This is a genomic window from Sphaerisporangium aureirubrum (assembly GCF_042658925.1).
Taxonomy (GTDB): Bacteria; Actinomycetota; Actinomycetes; order Streptosporangiales; family Streptosporangiaceae; genus Sphaerisporangium; species Sphaerisporangium aureirubrum.
In genome coordinates this window covers 46965-66100 of the sequence record NZ_JBHSRF010000031.1, presented here as the reverse complement: position 1 = coordinate 66100, position 19136 = coordinate 46965, and the positions used below count along the sequence as shown (strand labels likewise).

At 69.7% G+C, this 19136-nt stretch carries 18 protein-coding genes; 6 read left to right on the top strand and 12 right to left on the bottom strand.

Going from position 1 to position 19136, the window contains the following annotated elements; genetic code table 11:
* Positions 1-33: 33 nt before the first annotated feature.
* From ACFP1K_RS21075 to ACFP1K_RS21060, 4 genes are read left to right on the top strand one after another with little or no spacing between them, the layout of a single operon-like run.
* Positions 34-168, top strand: coding sequence for a hypothetical protein (locus ACFP1K_RS21075; protein WP_380755908.1), 135 nt, complete (start codon positions 34-36; stop codon positions 166-168).
* Positions 165-776 carry a class I SAM-dependent methyltransferase gene (locus tag ACFP1K_RS21070; RefSeq protein WP_380755906.1) on the top strand — a complete coding sequence of 204 codons (612 nt, stop codon included), beginning with the start codon at positions 165-167 and terminating at the stop codon, positions 774-776. Before ACFP1K_RS21075 ends, ACFP1K_RS21070 begins: the two co-directional genes overlap by 4 nt.
* Positions 777-829: 53 nt before the next feature.
* Positions 830-1945, top strand: coding sequence for a molybdopterin-dependent oxidoreductase (locus ACFP1K_RS21065; protein ID WP_380755903.1), 1116 nt, complete (start codon positions 830-832; stop codon positions 1943-1945).
* Entirely contained in the window at positions 1942-2388 is a 447-nt protein-coding gene (locus tag ACFP1K_RS21060) for a hypothetical protein (protein ID WP_380755901.1), read from the top strand. The genes ACFP1K_RS21065 and ACFP1K_RS21060 overlap by 4 nt, the downstream gene beginning before the upstream one ends.
* Here ACFP1K_RS21060 and ACFP1K_RS21055 read toward each other — a convergent pair.
* Positions 2360-3079 (bottom strand): TIGR04282 family arsenosugar biosynthesis glycosyltransferase, encoded by a 720-nt coding sequence (locus tag ACFP1K_RS21055; protein WP_380755899.1) that lies wholly within the window; start codon positions 3077-3079, stop codon positions 2360-2362. The two genes, ACFP1K_RS21060 and ACFP1K_RS21055, sit on opposite strands and share 29 nt — an antisense overlap.
* Positions 3076-3732, bottom strand: coding sequence for a glycosyltransferase family 2 protein (locus tag ACFP1K_RS21050; RefSeq protein ID WP_380755897.1), 657 nt, complete (start codon positions 3730-3732; stop codon positions 3076-3078). Before ACFP1K_RS21050 ends, ACFP1K_RS21055 begins: the two co-directional genes overlap by 4 nt.
* Before the next feature lie 93 nt (positions 3733-3825).
* Between ACFP1K_RS21050 and ACFP1K_RS21045 the strand changes: the two genes are divergently transcribed.
* Positions 3826-5232 carry a hypothetical protein gene (locus tag ACFP1K_RS21045; RefSeq protein ID WP_380755895.1) on the top strand — a complete coding sequence of 469 codons (1407 nt, stop codon included), beginning with the start codon at positions 3826-3828 and terminating at the stop codon, positions 5230-5232.
* A 36-nt stretch (positions 5233-5268) separates the two neighbouring features.
* Here ACFP1K_RS21045 and ACFP1K_RS21040 read toward each other — a convergent pair whose 3' ends face one another.
* From ACFP1K_RS21040 to ACFP1K_RS21020, 5 genes are all read right to left on the bottom strand, one after another.
* Positions 5269-6255, bottom strand: coding sequence for an NAD-dependent epimerase/dehydratase family protein (locus tag ACFP1K_RS21040; protein ID WP_380755893.1), 987 nt, complete (start codon positions 6253-6255; stop codon positions 5269-5271).
* Between the two features lie 501 nt (positions 6256-6756).
* Positions 6757-7356 (bottom strand): DUF998 domain-containing protein, encoded by a 600-nt coding sequence (locus ACFP1K_RS21035; RefSeq protein WP_380755891.1) that lies wholly within the window; start codon positions 7354-7356, stop codon positions 6757-6759.
* Entirely contained in the window at positions 7353-7604 is a 252-nt protein-coding gene (locus tag ACFP1K_RS21030; protein WP_380755890.1) for a hypothetical protein, read from the bottom strand. Before ACFP1K_RS21030 ends, ACFP1K_RS21035 begins: the two co-directional genes overlap by 4 nt.
* A gap of 254 nt (positions 7605-7858) precedes the next feature.
* Positions 7859-8614 carry a MerR family transcriptional regulator gene (locus ACFP1K_RS21025; RefSeq protein ID WP_380755888.1) on the bottom strand — a complete coding sequence of 252 codons (756 nt, stop codon included), beginning with the start codon at positions 8612-8614 and terminating at the stop codon, positions 7859-7861.
* A gap of 26 nt (positions 8615-8640) precedes the next feature.
* The gene (locus ACFP1K_RS21020) at positions 8641-9438 is read right to left on the bottom strand and encodes an alpha/beta fold hydrolase (protein WP_380755886.1); all 798 of its coding nucleotides are present in this window, start codon (positions 9436-9438) and stop codon (positions 8641-8643) included.
* A 273-nt stretch (positions 9439-9711) separates the two neighbouring features.
* Here ACFP1K_RS21020 and ACFP1K_RS21015 point away from each other — a divergent pair, with 273 nt between their 5' ends.
* Positions 9712-10527 carry an SAM-dependent methyltransferase gene (locus ACFP1K_RS21015; RefSeq protein ID WP_380755884.1) on the top strand — a complete coding sequence of 272 codons (816 nt, stop codon included), beginning with the start codon at positions 9712-9714 and terminating at the stop codon, positions 10525-10527.
* Between the two features lie 86 nt (positions 10528-10613).
* On the opposite strand, the gene ACFP1K_RS21010 is transcribed toward ACFP1K_RS21015, so the two are convergent.
* The 5 genes from ACFP1K_RS21010 to ACFP1K_RS20990 all read right to left on the bottom strand — a co-directional run bounded on the left by ACFP1K_RS21010 (position 10614) and on the right by ACFP1K_RS20990 (position 19090).
* The gene (locus ACFP1K_RS21010; RefSeq protein ID WP_380755882.1) at positions 10614-11228 is read right to left on the bottom strand and encodes a hypothetical protein; all 615 of its coding nucleotides are present in this window, start codon (positions 11226-11228) and stop codon (positions 10614-10616) included.
* Positions 11225-11902 (bottom strand): hypothetical protein, encoded by a 678-nt coding sequence (locus tag ACFP1K_RS21005; protein ID WP_380755880.1) that lies wholly within the window; start codon positions 11900-11902, stop codon positions 11225-11227. The genes ACFP1K_RS21010 and ACFP1K_RS21005 overlap by 4 nt, the downstream gene beginning before the upstream one ends.
* 79 nt (positions 11903-11981) lie before the next feature.
* Positions 11982-13019, bottom strand: a complete 1038-nt coding sequence (locus tag ACFP1K_RS21000) for a COG1470 family protein (RefSeq protein WP_380755878.1) — start codon at positions 13017-13019, stop codon at positions 11982-11984.
* 101 nt (positions 13020-13120) lie between these two features.
* Positions 13121-13762, bottom strand: coding sequence for a hypothetical protein (locus ACFP1K_RS20995; protein ID WP_380755876.1), 642 nt, complete (start codon positions 13760-13762; stop codon positions 13121-13123).
* Positions 13763-13876: 114 nt separating this feature from the next.
* Entirely contained in the window at positions 13877-19090 is a 5214-nt protein-coding gene (locus tag ACFP1K_RS20990; protein WP_380755874.1) for a ThuA domain-containing protein, read from the bottom strand.
* Positions 19091-19136: the final 46 nt, after the last annotated feature.

Sequence of the window (19136 nt, the reverse complement as noted above, 5' to 3'; positions counted from 1 at the left end):
GTTGGGGAAGGCTTTCCGTTGTAGCGTCGGAGTGTGATCGATCTTCTCGCCTTGAGTCGTCCGCTGGAATCGCCTGTGGCAGTCGGCGGGCCCGACGAAAATCGCGACGGTTTTATGCTTCCCGGCCTCGCGGTGTCTAGGGCCGGCGAGCGCGGGGATGCCACGTGATCGGCGCCTTCTATGAGGACGCATTGATGGGCGGGGACGTGGACGTCGAGCACTCCGATGGGCAGGTCCGGCCCCTTGCCGCCGAGCGGTGGTCGCGGCCTATCAAAGGGGACGAGGGACTGCTGGCCAGGTGTGGGGGGCCGACGCTCGACGTCGGTTCGGGGCCGGGCCGGCTGACCGCCGCCCTGGCGCGGATGGGGGTGCCGGTCCTCGGCATTGACATCACTCCGCTGGCGGTGGCGCTCACGCGGCGCGCCGGTGCGCCGGCGCTGCGTAGAAGCGTCTTCGAGTGGCTGCCCGGCACGGGCCGCTGGGCCGTGGCGCTGCTGGCCGACGGGAACATCGGAATCGGTGGCGACCCGGCGGCCCTGCTGCGCCGGCTCCGCGAGCTGGTACGGCCCGGTGGCGCGGTGATCGCCGAGCTGGCGCCACCCGGGTCGCCGAGCGGTGTGGAGTGGGTGCGACTACGGCGCGGCGGGCAGGTGGCCGACTGGTTTCCCTGGGCGACGGTCTCCGTCGACGGCATAGGACCGCTCGCGCGCGGGTGCGGCTTCCCCTCCACCGACCAGTGGAACGAGGCCGGACGATGGTTCGCCACCCTGACGTGAAGAGCCAGGAGGATCGGAGCCTGAAGGGAGCGAGCGAACGGGCCGGGAGGGTCGTGCGCAGCGTTTCCGGGCGCTTCAGTAGTGGCCTGCATGACGAGCGGGTGGCCGCACAGCTCGGCGTTTGGCTCGGGATCAGCTTCACGGTCGCCTTCGCCACCGGATTGGTCAGCCACTTCATGCAGCATCCACCGGGGTGGCTGCTGTGGCCTTCGCGGCCGGTCAACCTGTACCGGGTCACGCAGGGCCTGCATGTGATCGGCGGGCTGGCGACGATCCCGCTGCTGTTGGCCAAGCTGTGGACCGTCTACCCCAAGCTGTTCCAGTGGCCGCCTTTCCGGTCGGTCGCACACGCGACGGAACGCCTTCTTGTGCTCGTGCTGGTCGGTGGTTCACTGTTCCAGCTTGTCACTGGGCTGCTGAACATCTCTTACGCCTACCTGTGGCCGTTCTCCTTCACCACGACGCACTACTGGACCGCGTATCTCGTCTACGGTGCCCTGGTCGTCCACGTGGTCAACGAGTGGGCGAAGGTCCGCGCCGCGCTGTGGACACGGGAGCGGGTAGAGCCGGACGCCGCGGCCAGGCGCCGGTTCCTCGCCACGGTGGCCGCCGCGTCCGGGCTCACCGTCCTGGTCACGGTGGGGGAGACGTACGCACCTCTGGCCCGGCTGGCCGTGCTGGCCCCGCGCGATCCGCGCATCGGCCCGCAGGGGATCCCGGTGAACAAGTCGGCGGTCGCGGCCGGCGTGACCGAGGTCATCGGCGACCCGGGCTACCGGCTCACGGTGACCGGCGCGGTACGTACCGAGCTGTCGCTGACTTACGCCGACCTGGTGCGGCTGCCGCAGCACACCGTCCGGTTGCCGATCTCCTGTGTGGAGGGCTGGAGCGCCGAAGCCGAGTGGACGGGGATACGCCTGCGCGATCTGCTCGCGGGGGCGGAGGTGGCCCCGGACGCGGTGGTGCTGGTCGAGTCGCTGGAGCGGGGCGGCGCCTACCGGTCCAGCGAGGTGCGCTCGCCGCACTGGAGCGACCCGCTCACGCTGCTGGCCCTGCGGCTCAACGGCGCGCCGCTCGCCCCCGACCACGGCTTCCCGCTCCGTCTCATCGCGCCGAACCGGCCCGGGGTGCTGCAGACCAAATGGATCACCAAGGTGGTGGTGTCGTGAGAGAGCCCGTCGAGACCTCTGGCCGGCGAGGGGGGCGGCTGGTGGGATACGGGGCCGGCGGCGTCCTGATCGTCATCGGGCTCGCCGGTCTGGTGGTGGACGCCCGACGCACGGACCCTCTCGGCTGGGCCCTGTGGATCGGCGGTCTGGTCGCGGCGCACGACGGTGTCGTGGTGCCGCTGGTCGTGGCGGCCGGTGCGCTGGCGGGGGCGGCGCGTGAGCCGTACCGGTTCTGGGTCCGCGCGGCGCTGGCTGTGTCCGCGGTGCTCTCCCTGGTGGCGCTGCCCATGGTGCTGGGCATCGGCCGGCGGGCCGACAACCCGTCGCTGCTGCCGCTGGACTACGGGCGCGGCCTGCTCATGGTCATCGGCGTGATCGCGGTCGTCGCTGCGGTGGCCGTGCTCGCGACCCGGCTCAGGAAGAGTGGGAGGTCTGGGAGCTGACGCTGTGCCCGCTGGTGGACGGGCGGGTGCCGAACTGGGTGCTCGTTCCCGGCGATGTGGCCATACTCACGCGCACGGCGTCCAGCGTCGCGGCGAACCGCGTGCCGGGCGCCTGCGCGGCGACGTGGAGAGCGTCGGCGTAGGTGTCGACGTCCCGCAGTTCGGGCATGAGGGCTGTGCTCAGCCCGGCCTCGCGCAAGCGCCGCATCTGGGCCGATCCGGTGTCCGCCTGCGACATGGGCACGCCGAGCAGCAGTGCGGGGTCGGGGCGGCGTAGGCCGAGGAGCCAGAAGCCGCCGTCCGCGGCAGGGCCGTACACCGCGTCGTGCCGGGTCAGCGCCTCGGCCGCGGCGTCGAGCAGGGCCGGGGTGAGCTGAGGGGTGTCCATGCCGATGAGGACGATGGGCGCCGCGTGCAGGCCGTGCGCGTCGGTGAAGGCCGCCGCGAGCCGCTCGTCCAGCCCGCGCCCGCGTTGCGGGATCACCGTGAACCCGGGAGGCAGCCAGGGGCCCGGCAGCCCCTGGAGGGCGAGCACCGGGTTCGGCAGGCGGGCGGCCGCTACCGTGTGCAGGGTGTCCTCCAGGGCGGCTGCCGCGAGCCGGGCGGCCTGGCCTCCGGTGCAGGGCGGGCACAGCCGCGTCTTGACCTGGCCGGGTATCGGTTCCTTGGCGATGACCAAGAGCTGCGTCACACCGTTTCCCGCATGACCCGCCGCATGTCGCCGATGGCGCGGGCGGTGCCGCGTACCGTGCCGGTCACCTTGGAGCGGCCCGCGCGCGGAAGGTAGTCCACCTCGGCCTCGGCGATCCGCCAACCGGCCGCGGCGGCGCGCAGCACCATCTCCAAGGGGTACCCGAACCTGCGGTCACGTAGTTCCAGAGCGATGAGCCCGGAGCGGCGCGCGGCGCGCATCGGGCCGAGGTCGTGCACAACGGCACCGGTGCGCCGGCGCAGCCGGTGGGCCAGCAGGGCGTTGGCGGCACGCGCGTGCGGTGGCCAGACGCGTACCGACCGGACGATCCGCCGGCCGAGCACCAGGTCGCCGTCCCCGGTCCGCACCGGCTCGACCACACGTGGCAGCTGTCGCGGGTCGAGGGAGGCGTCGGCGTCCATGAAGGCGACGATCTCGGAGGTCGCGGCCAGCAACCCGGCATGGCAGGCGGCGCCGAACCCGCGCCGCGGCTCAACGAGCACCCGTGCCCCGAACCGGGCGGCGACCTTCACCGAGTCGTCCGCCGACCCGTTGTCCACCACGATGGGCCGATAACCAGCCGGCATGCGCTCCAGGACCCAGGGAAGCGCGGCCTCCTCGTCCAGGCACGGCAGTACCACGTCGATGTCCATGGGTCCGACGCTAAGGCAGAGCGAGCCTGAAGATTCTTACGGTGTGATGACGCCGTCTTCAAAAGAAGCCCAGCTCAGACCTACTGTTACGGTGTGGCGGGAAGATCGGATCGGGGAACTGCCGCCCCAGTCACCCACGCGTACGAGACGGACGACGACAGTGGCCGCCGGACGCGCGGGGCGCTCACGGGGTGGGTGGCGCTGGTCGTCGGCTGCGTCGTGGCCGGGGCGGTCCTGCACGCGCTCGGCGTGCTGCGGATCGATCACCTGCCGCCGCTGCACGCGCACTTCCGGGTGCTCACGGTCACGCTGCTGCCGGCGACGGTCTTCGCGGTGGTCGCAGTACGGGACCTGCCGGGATGGATCGGGCGGGGAGGTTTTGGGCGGGCGCTGTGCGTCGCCTGCGGTTTCGCGCTGGCGTGGACGGTCCTCCTGGCGATGTCGGCCGACGGGCTTGCCGCGCCGTTCACACACCGCGAGGAGTATCTGGCGGTGCTGCCCGCGGTGGGCCACGATCCGCTCGGCTGGCTGGCGACCTTCACGCGCCGGCTGCCGGAGTATCCGACGCACGTGCGCGGGCATCCGCCGCTGCCGGTGCTGGTGGTGTGGGCGCTCGCCGCCGCGGGCCTGGACGGGCCGCTCTGGGCGGCGATCCTGGTGCTTCTCACCGGCTGTTCGGCCACGGTGGCGATCGGGCTGACCGTACGCCGCCTGGCGGGGGAGGACGCGGCCCGGAGGGCGTTGCCGTATCTCGCGCTCACCCCGGCCTCGGTCTGGATCGCCACCACGATGGACGCCTTCTTCGCCGGGGTCGGCGCATGGGGCGTCGCGCTCCTGGTGCTCGGCCGGAGCACCGCGGCCAGGACGTGGTTCGCGGCGGGGGCGGGGGTACTGCTGGGTGCTCTGCCGTACCTGAGCTACGGGCTGGTCCCTTATCTGCTGATCCCGGTGACGGTGGCCGTGCTGGTCCGGCTGCCGCGCCCGGCGGTGCTCGCGGCCCTCGCAGGCGCGGCGGCCGTGACGGGCGTGTTCGCGGCGGCGGGTTTCTCGTGGCTCGACGGGGTGGCGGCCACCCACGCGCAGTGGGCGGCCGACCCGGGCGCGGCCCGCCCCTACCTGTACTTCCTGGTGGCGAACCTGGCCGTCCTCGCCCTGATCACCGGCCCGGCCACGACGGTGGGCCTCGTCCAGATGGGGCGCCACCTCATGCACTGCCCGACCGTCACCGCGGTCGGCGGGCATATCCCTCTGCGCGGGATCGCGGCCGCCGTGATGAGCCTGGCACGCCGCCATGGTGCCGCCGCCGTCGTGTGCGCGGCCCTGGCGGCGGTGCTGGCGCTGGACGTCAGCGGGGTGACGCGGGGAGAGGTAGAGCGCATCTGGGTGCCCTTCGCCATGTGGGCCGGTCTGGCGGCCGCATACGCGCCCGGACGCCGCATGCTCGTCGCGCAGGTGGTCACCGGCCTGCTGCTGCAAGGGCTGGTCGCCTCTCCCTGGTGACCAGAGGCGACCACCGGGCCGGCACCAGGGAGACCCTCAGGCCAGGGGGGCTTCAGCGAACTCCTTCATGCCCTCGGCGAAGGTGGTACGCGCCCGGAAGCCGAGCTCGCCGGCGGCCCGGCCCGGTGAGGCGACGATGTGCCGGACGTCCCCGAGCCGGTACTCGCCGGTGAGGACCGGATCCGGGCCGCCCCGCTCGGAGGCGAGCGCGGCGGCCATCTCGCCCACGGTGTGCGGTTCCCCGCTGGCGATGTTGTACGTGGCCAGGGATCCCGGCGCGCCGCCGGACAGGGCGGCGACGTTGGCCCGCGCGACGTCGCGGACGTGCACGAAGTCACGCCGTTGCCGGCCGTCCTCGAACACCCTCGGCGCGCGCCCCGCCTCCAGTGCGGACCGGAAGATCGCCGCCACGCCGGAGTAGGGCGTGTCCCTGGGCATCCTCGGCCCGTACACGTTGTGGTAGCGCAACGCGACCGCCGTGCCGCCGGTCTCCCGCGCCCAATTGGCGGCCAGGTGCTCCTGGGCGAGCTTGGTAGTGGCGTAAGCGTTCCGCGGGTCGGCGGGCGCGTCCTCGCCGATCGTGACGGGCGCTACGGAGGAGCCGCACCGCGGGCAGCGCGGTTCGAACCGCCCCTGCGCCAGGTCCGTGACGGCACGTGGCCCCGGCCGCGCCCGCCCGTGCCGGGGGCACTCGTAGTCCCCCTCGCCGTAGACGACCATCGAGGAGGCCAGCACCAGCCTCCCGATGCCGTGCCCGGCCATCGCGGCGAGCAGCACGGCGGTGCCGTAGGCGTTGACCGAGGTATATTCGGGCAGGTCGGCGACGTCCACGCCGAGGCCGACCTTGGCGGCCTGGTGCACCACCGCCTCCACGCCGGGCAGCACCCGGTCCAGAGCGGCGGCGTCGCGCACGTCCTGCCCTTTCCGCAGGTCGAAGCCGGTCACGTGGTATCCGGCCTCCTCCAGTGCCTCGACGACATGACTTCCGATGAACCCGGCCGAACCGGTCACGAGTACCCTCACCCGGCCGACGGTAGGCCCCCTTCCCCCGGCCGGGGCACGACGGCACGGATGCGTTCGAAGGCCGTAAGAACTCTTGGCCGACGCCGGCGGTCGCTCTCCCCCGGAGACGGAGCATGACGGAAAACGGAAGATCCGACGACTATGGCTGATGGCGTTAGCGGTGAGAACTGGCGGTGGATCGGCGGCTCGCTCACGCCTTCGCCGGCCTCGGGGGGATCATGTCGGATGCGTCGGACGGACGCCGCCACCAGCAGGGCCGGTCCGCGGCGAGCGGGCCCGGTGTGCGGCTGAGGGCGTACTTGCGGGGGAGTCCGCCGGGCCCGTTCCGGCCGGAGTTCTGGCGCAGTCCGCTGCGGGGCCCCTGGCTGACCTCGGTGTTCGGGCTGGTGCTGCTGGCCGGGCTCCCGCTCGCGGAAGACCTCTATTCCGGCCCGGAGCCGACGACGGGCCTCGGCGCAAGCCGCCTGACGTCTGCGCCGGCATCCTCCAGCCGCTCGGCCATCAGCTGCCAGGCCGAGCCTTTCGGCCCGCGTGTGCGGTCATGAACAGTGACCAGGCGATATAGGCGGACAGGAGAAGGCGCTCGGCTAAGCCGAACAGCTGGAACTGCCCAAGCGCCGTCACCGCGACGGCGAAGGCCAGCGTGGCGGCGCAGAGCGCGGCCATCGTGTGCAGACCTCGCGACCGCTGGGCTCGCGTGAGCATGACGGCGGCCACACCGAAGCAGATGAAGGCGAGTTGGCCGGCGATCGCGTGGATGATTCCCGCGGTCGTGAAATGCACGCTTTGGTTCGCACGGTCGATCGGATCGGTTGGGAAGATCGCGACCAGCAGGATGCCGGTCGCCCATATCGTCAGCAGGGCGCCCCCAGTGCGCGACGAGCCGGTTCTGGCCAGGAGAGTGGCCAGCGCGAGCGAGCCCAGCCCCCAGGCCGCGCATCCGGCGGTGAACAACCATCCACCGTGGCCGAGGACGTATTCGCTCACGGTCACGCTGATCGGATCCTGAGCCGGCTGGAGGCCGTGAAGTGCCAGCACCGCGGCGAGAAAGGCGAGGGTGCCGGCGGCGCTGAGGAGGGCCAGAGCTCGGGAGCGGGTCATCGGCGGGCTGCCCGGACATGGCGGGCAAAGCGCTGGTGGGCGGCCTGTCTGCTGACCCCGAAGGCGGCACCGACGTCGGTCCACGAGGCCTGTGCCGTGAGGCAGCCGGCCGCGACGGCGCGCTGTGCGGCCTCTCGCGCGAGGGCCTCGGCCTGCGCCGCGGCCCTCATTGCTGCGATGGGATCGTCATGAATCAGCATGTCCAAGGTGTCGCGCAACGTCTGGAGAGCTTCGTCTAATTCCCTCATGCTGTCAACGATCCTTGACAGAGTCTCGACTGTCAAGGATCGTTGACAGCAATGCAGCGCAACGCCCTCGGCGACACGCTGTGCCGCAGCTTCGAAACTGGACTCTCAACCGCACCTCGCCGGCCGCCGCACCCACTACGCAGCTCGATCTCGAATCCGCGTCCCGTTCGCTCCATGATCGACCGGGTCGTGTCATGACAGCTTCATCGAGACACGTCAAGTGCGAGCCGCAGTACCGCAGGTCGACGCCCGGTTCAGCCGGGTGGGTCCGCCAGCCGCTCTGGCCGGGTCCAACCGGACCAGCCGCGCTCGCGCATCAGGTCCAGCATCCGCGGGATGGACTCGGCGGCAAGAGCGTCGACAAGGTCGAACGCCAGATCGTGGTGCGTCATCTCGCCGGAGGTGTATGCCTGCTCGGCCAGGTTGGCCAGGATGTCGGCGGCTTCCTCCAGACGCGGGCCGTCGTCTGCGCCGCTTTCCAAGATCTCCGACAGGATCCGATAGAGGCGAACGAGTTGCGGGTCATCTAGCTGCGCGAGTTTCCCGGGCATGACCTCGTGGATGTGATCGGGCCAGCGTGCCGCAACCAGGATCCACCCGTCCCGCTCACCCTCCACGACCCGCTCTGACACCCCGATCTCGCGAAGTCGATCGAGAAAGGCGACCACGCTCGGCGGGAGCGCCAGACTGTCCCCGGAAGCGAGCTGCGCGATTTGCTTGCGGCTGGCCTCCAGCCGTTCGATCTCCTCGCGCAGGTGGCTGTCGATACTTTGGACCGCTTCGGTAAAGGTCGATGCGTCGGCTTCGAGCATCTGACCGATCTGAGACAGCGGCACGCCCGCGCCGGCGAGGGTGCGGATCTTGATGAGGGACGCGACCGCCGTCGCGCCATACCGCCGGTAACCCGAGGCATCCCGCTCAGGCTCGGGCAGGAGTCCGATCTGGTGATAGTGCCGCACCGCCCGCACCGTGACGCCGGCATAAGCCGCCAGTTGACCAATCGTCAGCATGCTCTGATCCTGCTCTGGTGGCGTCTTCAGTTCCCCTCGTGGTCGAGGGCGGTGACCTCACGTACGGCCTCGGCGATGGCGCGATAGTCCTTACGCAGGATCGAACCGTGGTTGCTGGCGACTTTCGCGCTGATCTGGATGTTCGGATTGCGGGCAGTCACCGCAGGGAGGCCGGCGCGTATCAGTTCGTGGCCGCCCTGGCTTCCGAAGGACTCCCCAGAAGCGACCACGTAGCGCGCCGGGACGGTGATGCTGTCCAGCACGGGGCCCAGGTCACGCTCGCGGGCGATCTTGCCGACCTCGATGTTGCTATCTGCCAGCTGGTCGGCGGTCATCCGTGGAGCCATACCGAACGGGCGCAGCAGCTGCATGGGCCACCAGATCCGCTTCCATATCTTGCGCATCCCCGGTTCCATGGACTCGTCGAACCAGTCGTGGGGCTGTGCGCCCTCCACCAAGACCGCGCCCACGGTACGGGCCGGGTTCCGACTGGCCCAGTGCGCAGCGACAAACGCTCCATAGGACCAGCCCACCACCACCGCTCGGGCCACACCCCGGGCTGCGAGGACAGCATCGACATCTCGGATGTTCGTAGCGAACGAATAATCCGCCGAACGCTTCGACCTACCACGCCCCCGCATGTCGTAGGTGATATGCCGCCACTCCGTCCCCAACTCGGCAAGGACCCGCCGCCATTGCCACTGAACGGCGGCGTGGCCGTTGAGGTAGATCACGGGGACACCGTCGCCGTCGGTATCGGTGACGGCTAAAGCCGTATCGTCCACTGGGACCATGCCGGTCCAGGGGGATCGCTTGATGGTCATGGTCTGCCTTTCGCAGCAGTGAATCGCGAACGGTGGCTGGTGCCGGTGGCCATGACACCCAGAATGGAGGGCTGACGCAGCGTCAAGGTCAAGCCCACAGAGCAGATTCGATTCGTCTGCGTACGCCGCATATCGCCCTCTGGTGGTAAGGGCGGGCAGGAGGGGTAACGGGCCTGTTTGCGGGATTTTGGTTATGATCTACGTGGGTTGTGGCTCGTCTGGACAGGGGCGGCGGCCTGCCTGTAGCGATGACGCGAGGTTGGAGGTCAACCGATGGTTGACGATGACGGGAGTGAGGCGGAGCGGCAAGGGGTGACGATCAACAGCAGCGTGCCGCATTCCGCGCGGGTGTGGAATTACCTGCTGGGCGGGAAGGACAACTATCCGGTCGACCGCATGGCGGGGGACAAGGTCCTTGAGGTGTTCTCCGGCATGGTCGACATCGCGCGCCAGTCGCGGTACATGCTGACGCGTGTGGTCGACTATCTCGCCGCCGAGGCCGGTATCCGGCAGTTCCTTGACATCGGCACGGGGTTGCCCACAGTCGACAACACCCATGAGGTCGCTCAGCGGCTCGCACCGGAGTCCCGGATCGTCTACGTGGACAACGATCCGCTGGTGCTGGTGCACGCCGCGGCCCTGCTGACCAGCTCGCCCGAGGGGAAGACGGACTACCTTCAGGCGGACGTGCACCACCCGGAGCACATCCTCCACGAGGCCGCGAAGACGCTGGACTTCGAGCGGCCGACGGCACTCATGCTCATGGGCATCATGGGGCTGGTCGCCGACTACGACGAGGCGCGCTCAATCGTCGACCGCCTGCTCGCCGCGCTGCCCTCGGGAAGCTATCTGGCGCTGTATGACGGCACGGACACCGATCCGGCGTACGTCCAGGCGCTGGGAGGTTACAACCGTGCTGGGGCGGTTCCCTACACGCCGCGCAGCCCCGAGCTCATCAAGGGCTTCTTCGACGGCTTGGAACTACTCGAGCCAGGAGTCGTGCCCGTGTCGTCGTGGCGTCCCGCGCCGAACCCGTGGGGCGATCCGCCCGAGGTGGCGTGCTGGGGCGGGCTGGCGCGCAAGCCCTGACCCGACGTGATTCGACCTTCCTGAGCTGTGGGGCAGGGCCAGGCCCGGTTGGCGGGCGAGGTATGTCGTCGATGCTCGTTCAGGTTCTAGGCCGGGCCGCCCCTGCGGCCGAGGCGCATCCACGTGACGACGCCGGCGGCGAGTGCCAGGGTGGCGACGCCGATGATCAGCAGCGTGCCGAGTGGGCTTTCATCCTCCGCGGCGCCGGACGCGTTCGCGTCCTTCTGGCCGGAGGCGGCCGTGCCGTCCTTGGCGGGGGGCGTGGCGTCACCCTGAGCGGGGGGCGATGCGGCGTCCTGCGGAGAGGTGGCCGCGGCCGCGACGGCGGCGGGGTCCTTCGCGGTCGCGGTGAACGTCTTGCGGGCCTTGGACGGCTCGCTCACCTTGACCGTGACCTTCCACTCGCCGGGCGGCAGGGCCTCGGCGGCGTGGTAGAGGTTCTGGCCCTCGGCGGACGACCGCAGCTTGACGGGACCGTAGGACCGTCCGTCCTCGGACTTCGCGGTCAGCGTCCCGATGACGGTCTCGGTGACGGGATGGTGATCCTTCTTCCAGGTCACCAGCACGTTGACGTTGTCGGCGCCGTCCCCCGTCACCTCCAGCTCGATCGCTCCACCGTGAGCGGAGGCCGCCGGGGCGCCGAGCAGAAGCGTGAGCCCGGCGAGCAGCGCGGTCATGGCGTATCTGAATGTCTTGCTCACGAGTGTTGGACCCCCTCGGGTTCGGCGTCCGGGGTGAGCGCCCCGTCACCGGATGTCTGCAGGAATACGTGCTGGTGGCCGTAGCCGGCGTCGACGTTCAACGCGTCGAGCGCCGTGGCCCCGACCGACCAGGTGAAGACGGCGTCGGTGCGCTGGCGTGCGGCAAGCTCCAGCGTGCGCGCCGCGTCGGCTTCGCTGAGCTTCTGGGACGAGGCGTACGTCTCGACGGTGGTGGCGAGCTGCCGTACCGCCGAGGCGAGGCCGGCCCTCGCCACATTGGTCGCGGTCATACCGGAAGGCGGGTCGGCGAAGCCGTCGACGGCCGCGGTGGCCGCCTTCCGCCAGTTCTCGACATCTGCCGCGGTCACCGCGGCGGGACCCACGGCATCCTCGGCCGGCATGGCCTTGGCCAGTCCCTCCAGCACGGGGACCAGCCGGTCCCGCGTGGACCTGGCCAGCTCGGTGAGCTCCTTGATCTGCGTCTTGTCGCGAAGCGCGTCATTGGCCCTGATCTGGTCCACCGGGCTCGGCCGGGTCACGGCGAAGACCACTCCGCCCGCGAGGATCGCGCCGACGGCGAACGCGGCGAGGAGCTTCCAGACGATGGACGAGCCTTTCGCCGGCGAGTGCCGGACCTGCCGGGGGTTCCTGGCAAGTGTCGCTTTCTTGTTCATGCTGACATGCCACCTCCTCGGGATGCTTACGAAATGTGCCGATCAGGGGCTGGATGTCTCCCGCAGGCGCGCCATCCCCTCACACCCGCTGACGTCCCAGGGCTCCGCCTCCGCTGTGCAGGGCGATCAGCCTTTCGAGGTGCCTGCGGCGCCGGGCACGGTTCCACCGCAGTCCGAAGAAGGCGAGGACGAGCAGGACGACGAACAGGAGTTGCGGCAGCGGGACGGCCCAGACCGTGACGCCCGACGTCACCCGGTCGGCGGTGATGCCGGGGAGCGGCCGGCCGGCGGGTGAGGGGATGGTCATGAGCTTCGCGGAGACCGGCCCGAGCGGCCAGACGCCGGTGACCCGTGCGGTGAACTCACGGCTGGCACCCGGCATGATCTCCCGGGCCTTGGCCTTCGAGGTGTCCTTCCAGTCGCCGTCCCCGGCCAGCGCCGACGTCCGGACCCTGGCGTCGGGGGCGAGCCGGAGATTGCCGAGGTTGGCGACGGTGTAGGTCACGTCCACCGACCCCGCGGCGAAGGGGTTCCACGACCAGGTGTACGCGGCACTGATACGGGTCACGTCGAGCTTGGCCACGTAGTCGCCGGACACGCGGAGGTTCAGCCGGACACCCACCCGGTTGTGCACCCGCACCTGGCCGGAGATCGTGTCGATGGACGCGGTCACCCCGGCGGGGTGGTCCCCCGGCGTCGCGTTCCGCGGGATCGCGACCTGGACCGGCACGACGGTCGTGCCTCCCGCGGCGATGGTCACCGTTTCGGGGACCGTGATCCACGCGCCGCCGTCGACCGGGGTGGCGTCGGAGGACCGCATGTCGAAATAGCCCTTGGCCGTCAGGTAGCCGTCGTTGGCGTCGATCGTGAAGGCGACCGGCTTGGCGGAACGGTTGGTGACCGCGACATGCTCGGTCACCGCCTGTCCCGGCGCGAGTTCGACGTCGATGTCGCCGCGGCCGTCGGGACCGTCGGCGTTGGCCGGTACGACCGACCAGGTGGTGTCCATGCGGCCGGCGGCCTGTGCCGGGCCGGCGGTTGCCACCACGGCGACCAAGGCGATGGCGCCGGCGGCGTGAAGCACGGCCACGGCGTAGCGCGAACTGCTCTTGGCCACTGAGGTGTCTCCTGTCTCCTCGTGAACGTCCGGGACGAGTGCCAGAGTCGCACACGTCCCGGACGTCCAACAGAGTGCCGAGGTGGCGTTCTACCTGCGGGTCAGTTCTGGTTGAACAGTGAAAGCGTCAGGGTCGAGTGGTACTCGCCGGCCGCGACGTCGGCCTGTGTGCGCAGCGCGAGGTCGGCGTTCACCTGCCAGGTGCCGATCTCGTCCGCGGAGTTCGCGGCCGAGACGAGCAGTTCCTGCCCCTGCAGACCCACGTTCGGCGCACCGGTGCCGTCGGAGATGACGGAGGACACCGGCTCACCGGCCGCCACCGCACCGGTCTGCGAATCGGTCAGCAGGCGCGGCTTCCAGCCCAGGTACTCCGGGCCGATGGTCTTGGAGGCGTTGCCGGTCGCGACGAACTGGCTGGCCTGACCGACGACGGCCCAGTACTCACCGGCGGGGATGTCCTCGGGGTCGCGGGTGTCGCTGACCGTGACCGTCGGCAGCGCGCCGGTGAACTGGCGTGCGGTGGCGGTGGACCCGTTCTCCTGCAGGGCGACGCCGGTGTTGTCCGCGACGGTCATCGTCAGCTCGCCGGGCTGGCCGATCGGCGCGATGTTCACCGACACGTCGACGCCGTCGTCGGGCGCGTCGTCCGCCGCCGCCGTGCCGGACAGGCCGGACAGGCCGAGCAGCGTGAAGCCGAGCAGCGACGCGGCGAGTAGCTGAGTGGTTCTTCTCTTGGTTCTCATGTTGATGGCTCCATATGCCATTTATGGGGGTCGGGGCCGGCTGGTCGTGCGACCGGCCGGCCCCGGTTCATCTGTCGAGGTGGCCCGGCGTACGCCGGGTCACCGGTGCTGCGGTCAGCGGCAGCTGATCGCGGAGTAGGCGACCTCGTACGGCGTGGTGACCTGCTCGCCACCGATCGTCGCGGTACCCGTCACGGTCACCGTGCCGGCACCGACCTGTCCGAGTCGCGTGTTGAAGGACTGGTACGCCTGCTTGCCCGTCGCCACGCCGGTCACGGTCTTGGCCCCGTACGGGGTGGTGAGCGTGATCGACGCGGTCTCGGCGCCGTCGTTGACGGCGGTCACGGCGAGGTACGCGGTGGTACCCACGCAGCGAGCCGACGCCGTGACGGTCAGGGCGACCTTCGGGGTGGCCGGGGTGGTGATGGTCAGGTTGATGACCTTCGCCGCCTCGACGTTGCCCGCCTTGTCGGCCGAGCGGTAGGAGAAGGTGTGGTCACCGTCGCCGGTGATCTGGACCGGTGCCGTGTAGGCCGTCCAGTCTCCGCTGTCCAGCTTGTACTCGGTGCGGTCCACCCCACTGCCGTTCGCCTCGTCGGCCGCGGTCAGCGTGACCTTGACCGGCCCGGTGAACGGACCACTCGCCGGGTCGGTGACCGCGGTGGTCACCGGCGCCGTCGTGTCCGCCGCGGGCTTGACGAGGTGGAAGTAGTCGAACTTCGCGGTCTTGGACGCCGTCTGGTTGCCGCCGAAGGCGAACAACCCGACCTTGGCGCCGCCGGCGACCGCGCTGTTCTTCACCGGGGTGTTCGCGGCGACCTCGGTCCAGGTGGTGCCGTCCGCGGAGTAGTAGCCGCGGAACGAGTCACCTGTCTTGACGAGGCGCAGCGACCAGACGGCGGCGGTGAGGTTGCCGATCTGAGGCTGCGGGTCCTGCACGGTCCCGCCGACCTCGCTACGCAGCTCGATCCGCCGCGTCACCGTGGAGCCCGCGGTGTTGTCGGTGATGTAGTCGAGCTTCACGTAGTTGTCGTCATCCGCGTAGACCATGAGGCCGGCCTGCTGGTAGGCCTCGTTCAACGCCGAACCGTCGACCTTCGTCTCCAGCGTCCAGTCGCCGTCAGGCGCCTTCTGCAGGATGAAGTTCTTCGCTCCGGTGTTGTCGGTCCCGTAGACGTCACCCTTCTCGGTGTCGATCTGCAGGGCACCGTCGGCCACCCGCGACGTCGTGGCGTCGGCTCGCACCGACGCGGTCCAGCGGCAGGTGTCCAGGGACGTGCCGTTGAACTCGTCGTCAGGCGCGGGGCCCGTCGCCTTGTCGTCGGGGGTGATGCTGAACCAGTCGAACGCCGCGTCCACGACGGGGCGGGTGCCGGTGGCCGCCAGCGAGAGCAGGCCGATCCTCGGGTTGGTGATCCCGGCGAGGGCCTTGGTCTGCGTCATGGCGGTGTAGGTCACACCGTCGGCCGAGTAGTGCGCGGTGATGTTGGTGCCGTCGCTGACGAAGCGGACGTACACCGTGTCGGGGTAGGCGTCGCCGAGCTGCGCGCTGTTGCTCGCCGTCACCTCGTTGGGGGCGCCGTTCTCCTCACGGATGAACTGGAAGACGCGGTTGGCGTGGTTGTTCGTCGCACGCGCCTGCAGCACCATCTTGGCGTAGTTGTTGTCGTCGCCGTAGATGATCAGACCGGCCTGCTGATACGAGTCGCGCGCGTTCAGCGTGACCTTGGTCGTGGCGGTCCAGGCACCGGACGGCGCCGGCTGCACGACGATGTTCGGTGTCTGCGTGCCGGTACCCGTGCCGTAGATGTCACTCAACGACGTCGGGATGATCAGCTTGCCGTCGGCGACCCGCAGGTCCTGGTTCTCCCGGACGACCGACCAGCGGTCCCGGTCGAGGGTCGTCCCGAGGAAGTCGTCGGAACGGCCGCTGAAGCACTGCGTGGTCGGAGCGTCCACCTTGACCGTTACCTGCGCCGTGGCGGCCGCGCCCTTGGAGTCGGTCACCGTGACGGTCGCGTTGTAGGTACCCGGCGCGTTGTAGGTGTAGCTCGCGTCGGCGGTCGTGGGCTGCGGCGCACCGGTCACGCCGAAGTTCCACTTGTAGGTGAGCGGCGTGTCGCCGTCGGGGTCGGTGGCCGTGGCCTTGAAGGCGACCGTCAGCGGCGCGATGCCGGTCGACGGGGTGGCCGTCGCGGTCACCGCCGGACGCTGGTTCTCGGTGACGCCCTTGCCGATGAAGTCCATCCAGTTGACGTTCACCAGGTAGGCGTCGTTGGCCGTACTCGCCGGCTTGCGCACGACGAAGTACAGCGGCCCGGTCGTCGTCGGCGGAGCCGTCAGGTTGACGTTGAAGTCACCGAACGTCTGCCAGCCGCCGGTGCTCGTGACGTTGACGGAACCGAGCAGTGTGCCGGTCTCGGGGTTGCCGGACCGGATCTCCACGGTGCCGCCGCTGCCGCCGGACGACGCGCGCAGACGGATCGCGGTGATGTCCGTCAGGTTCGCCGGGGTGAAGCCCCACCAGTCGCCGTCCTGGATGAACGCGATGCTCTTCGATCCACCCTGCGGGTCGGTGGTGTCCTCGGCCGCGACACCGGGAGTGTCGGTGCCGACGCCACCCGCGACGCGGCCGGTCTCGGTGAAGTGCTCGGCCTGCTTGCGCTTGGGCTGCAGGACGACCTGTCCCCGGCCGGTGAGCGACTTGGCCGCGCCACCGGAGCCGCCGTTGTCGGCGTAGGTGGCCTCCAGGATGTAGAACAGGTTGTCGTCGGTGCCGTGGCCGCTGTCGGTGAGCGTCTGGAGGACGCCCTCACAACCCTCGTGCTCGTCGAGCGGGTGGCCGTGGCTGTCGTGACCGAGGAACGCCTGCACCTTGACCTTGGTGCAGTCGATGGTGCCGTCCTCGGGGTCGGTGACGGCGACCTTGTACCTCACCTGGTCGCCGAACTGGAAGAACCCTCCGTCCGGCGGCGGGAGCAGCGAGACCGTCGGCCGGGTGTTGCCGGCGACGATCGGCACGCTCGCGGTGGCGCTGACGCCGTCGGTGTTGGTGATCTTCAAGACGGCGCTGTAGTTGCCGGCCGTGCTGTAGGTGTGCGACGGGTTCGGGTCGGTCGAGTCGACGGTGCCGTCGTCGTCGAAGTCCCACGCGAACGTGAGCGCCTTGCCGTCCGGGTCCACCGAGCCCGCGCTGGAGAACTGCACGGTCAGTGGCACGGGTCCGTCGGTCTTGTCCGCCGAGGCGCGCGCGACCGGCGGCCGGGTGCCCTTGACGTAGTCGATGCGGTAGACGCCGGAGTCGGCGTTGTCACCACCGAAGCCCGAACCCCATTCGATGAGGTACAGCGCGCCGTCAGGACCGAACTTGATGTCCATGGGCCGCTTGAAGCTCATCGTCTTGAGGATCTGGTTGATCTTGACGAGCGAGGTGACGTTCTCGTTGAGCTGGAACGAGAACATCTTGTTGGTGTTCCACTCACCCATGATCGCCTTGCCGTCCCAGTACGCCGGCCACTTGACGGTCGACTGGAGGTCGGCGTCGAAGCGGTAGACGGGGCCGGCCATCGGCGCGCCGCCGTTCAGCTCGGGGAAGTTCGCCGCGTCGGTGTTGTAGTGGTACCAGACCGTCGCCGGGGTCATCGCCGGCGGGTTGGTGAGACCCGTGTTGTTCGGCGAGTCGTTGACCGGCGCGGTGCAGTTGAACGCCGAACCCGAGGCACCGGTGGCGAAGTTGTAGTCGATGTACGGCCTGTTGTTGGCGACGCAGTAGGGCCAGCCGTAGTTACCCGGCTTGTCCATCAGGTTCCACTCGACGCTGTTCTCCGGACCGCGCGTGGCGCTCGCGGCGTTGGCGTCAGGTCCGTAGTCGGCGACCAGCGGGTAACCGGTCTTCGGGTCCAGACCCATGCGGAACGGGTTGCGCATGCCCATGGCGTAGATCTCGGGCTTGGTCTTCGCCGTTCCGGGAGCGAACAGGTTGCCGGCCGGCACGGTGTAGGTGCCGTCAGCCTCCGGGTGGATGCGCAGCACCTTGCCGCTCAGGTCGTTGGTGTTGCCCGCGGTGCGCTGAGCGTCCCAGGACGAACGGCCCGACTGCTCGTCGATCGGGGCGTAGCCGTTGGAGGCGAACGGGTTGGTGTTGTCACCGGTGGCGAGCCACAGGTTACCCGTCTTGTGGTCGATGACCATGCCGCCGCCGTGGTGGCAGCACTCGGCCCGCTGGACCGGCACATCGAGGATCTTCTTCTCGCTCGCCAGGTCGAGCGTGTCACCGTTGACGGTGAACCTGCTCAGCCGGTCGACGTTCACACCGGTCGGCGAGTAGTAGAGGTAGATCCACTTCGTGGTGTCGAAGTCCTTGTCGAGCGCCATGCCCAGCAGGCCGCTCTCGTTGGCGGTGAACACGCTGAGGTGGGCCGCCGTCACGGTGCTGCCGGTCGTCTTGACGATCTTGACGTCGCCGAGCCGGTCGATGTAGAAGACCCGGCCGTCCTTGGCGATGTCCAGCATCATCGGGTTCGACGTGTTGTCGTCGAGGGTGACCTTCTCGTAGCTATCGCTCTGCGACGCCGAGCAGTCGGCCTTCACCGCGCCGGCGGCGGTCTTGATGCCGCCGAGGAGCATGCTCAGGAACTGCGGTTCGACGAAGCTCGCCTTGGTGTGGCCGAGGCCGGTGTACCAGGAGCGTCCGCCGTCGAAGTCCTGGCACCACACCGTCGGGTGGTCGATGCCCATGGTGCCGCCGGTGTAGGACTTCTCGTCCAGCGACGCCAGCACGTGCACGGTGCCGCGGGGGTTGGCCCGGTAGTCGTACCACTCGTCGGTACGGCTCCACGACGTCGGCAGACCCACCGTCGACGGGTGCGCCGGGTCCTCGACCTTGACGGTGGCCTGCTGGATCGCCGGGTGCGACTTGAAGTACCCGCCGACCAGCTTGCCGTACCACTCCCAGTCGTAGCTGCTGTCGGACGCCGCGTGGACGCCGGCGTAGCCGCCACCGTTCTGGATGTAACGCTGGAAGGCGTCCTTCTGAGCCTGCGTGCTCAGCGGGTCACCGGTCGTGGACATGAAGACGACGGCCTGGTACTGCGCCAGGTTCTCGTCGGTGAACAACGCGCTGTCCTCGGTCGCGTCGACCGCGAAGTTGTTCTCCAGGCCGAGCTTCTGGACGGCCGCGACCCCGTCAGGGATCGAGTCGTGCCGGAAGCCGGTGGTCTTGGAGAACACCAGGACCTTGAACGCCGGGTCCGCGGCGGCCGAGGCGTTCGCGGCACCTGCCGGGATCGAGACGAACGCAAGGAACGGCAGGACGATGGCGAGGGCCATCGTGGCCGCCGTCGCTCGCCTGGAACGGTGCATTCTGAGCGTGGTG

Bases quoted from the DNA above. Each gene is read 5' to 3' on its own strand.
- ACFP1K_RS21005 (WP_380755880.1), bottom strand. From the start codon at position 11,902: ATGAACAAGAAAGCGACACTTGCCAGGAACCCCCGGCAGGTCCGGCAC.
- ACFP1K_RS21030 (WP_380755890.1), bottom strand. From the start codon at position 7,604: ATGAGGGAATTAGACGAAGCTCTCCAGACGTTGCGCGACACCTTGGAC.
- ACFP1K_RS21050 (WP_380755897.1), bottom strand. From the start codon at position 3,732: ATGGACATCGACGTGGTACTGCCGTGCCTGGACGAGGAGGCCGCGCTT.
- ACFP1K_RS20995 (WP_380755876.1), bottom strand. From the start codon at position 13,762: ATGAGAACCAAGAGAAGAACCACTCAGCTACTCGCCGCGTCGCTGCTC.
- ACFP1K_RS21035 (WP_380755891.1), bottom strand. From the start codon at position 7,356: ATGACCCGCTCCCGAGCTCTGGCCCTCCTCAGCGCCGCCGGCACCCTC.
- ACFP1K_RS20990 (WP_380755874.1), bottom strand. From the start codon at position 19,090: ATGGCCCTCGCCATCGTCCTGCCGTTCCTTGCGTTCGTCTCGATCCCG.
- ACFP1K_RS21025 (WP_380755888.1), bottom strand. From the start codon at position 8,614: ATGCTGACGATTGGTCAACTGGCGGCTTATGCCGGCGTCACGGTGCGG.
- ACFP1K_RS21015 (WP_380755884.1), top strand. From the start codon at position 9,712: ATGGTTGACGATGACGGGAGTGAGGCGGAGCGGCAAGGGGTGACGATC.
- ACFP1K_RS21020 (WP_380755886.1), bottom strand. From the start codon at position 9,438: ATGACCATCAAGCGATCCCCCTGGACCGGCATGGTCCCAGTGGACGAT.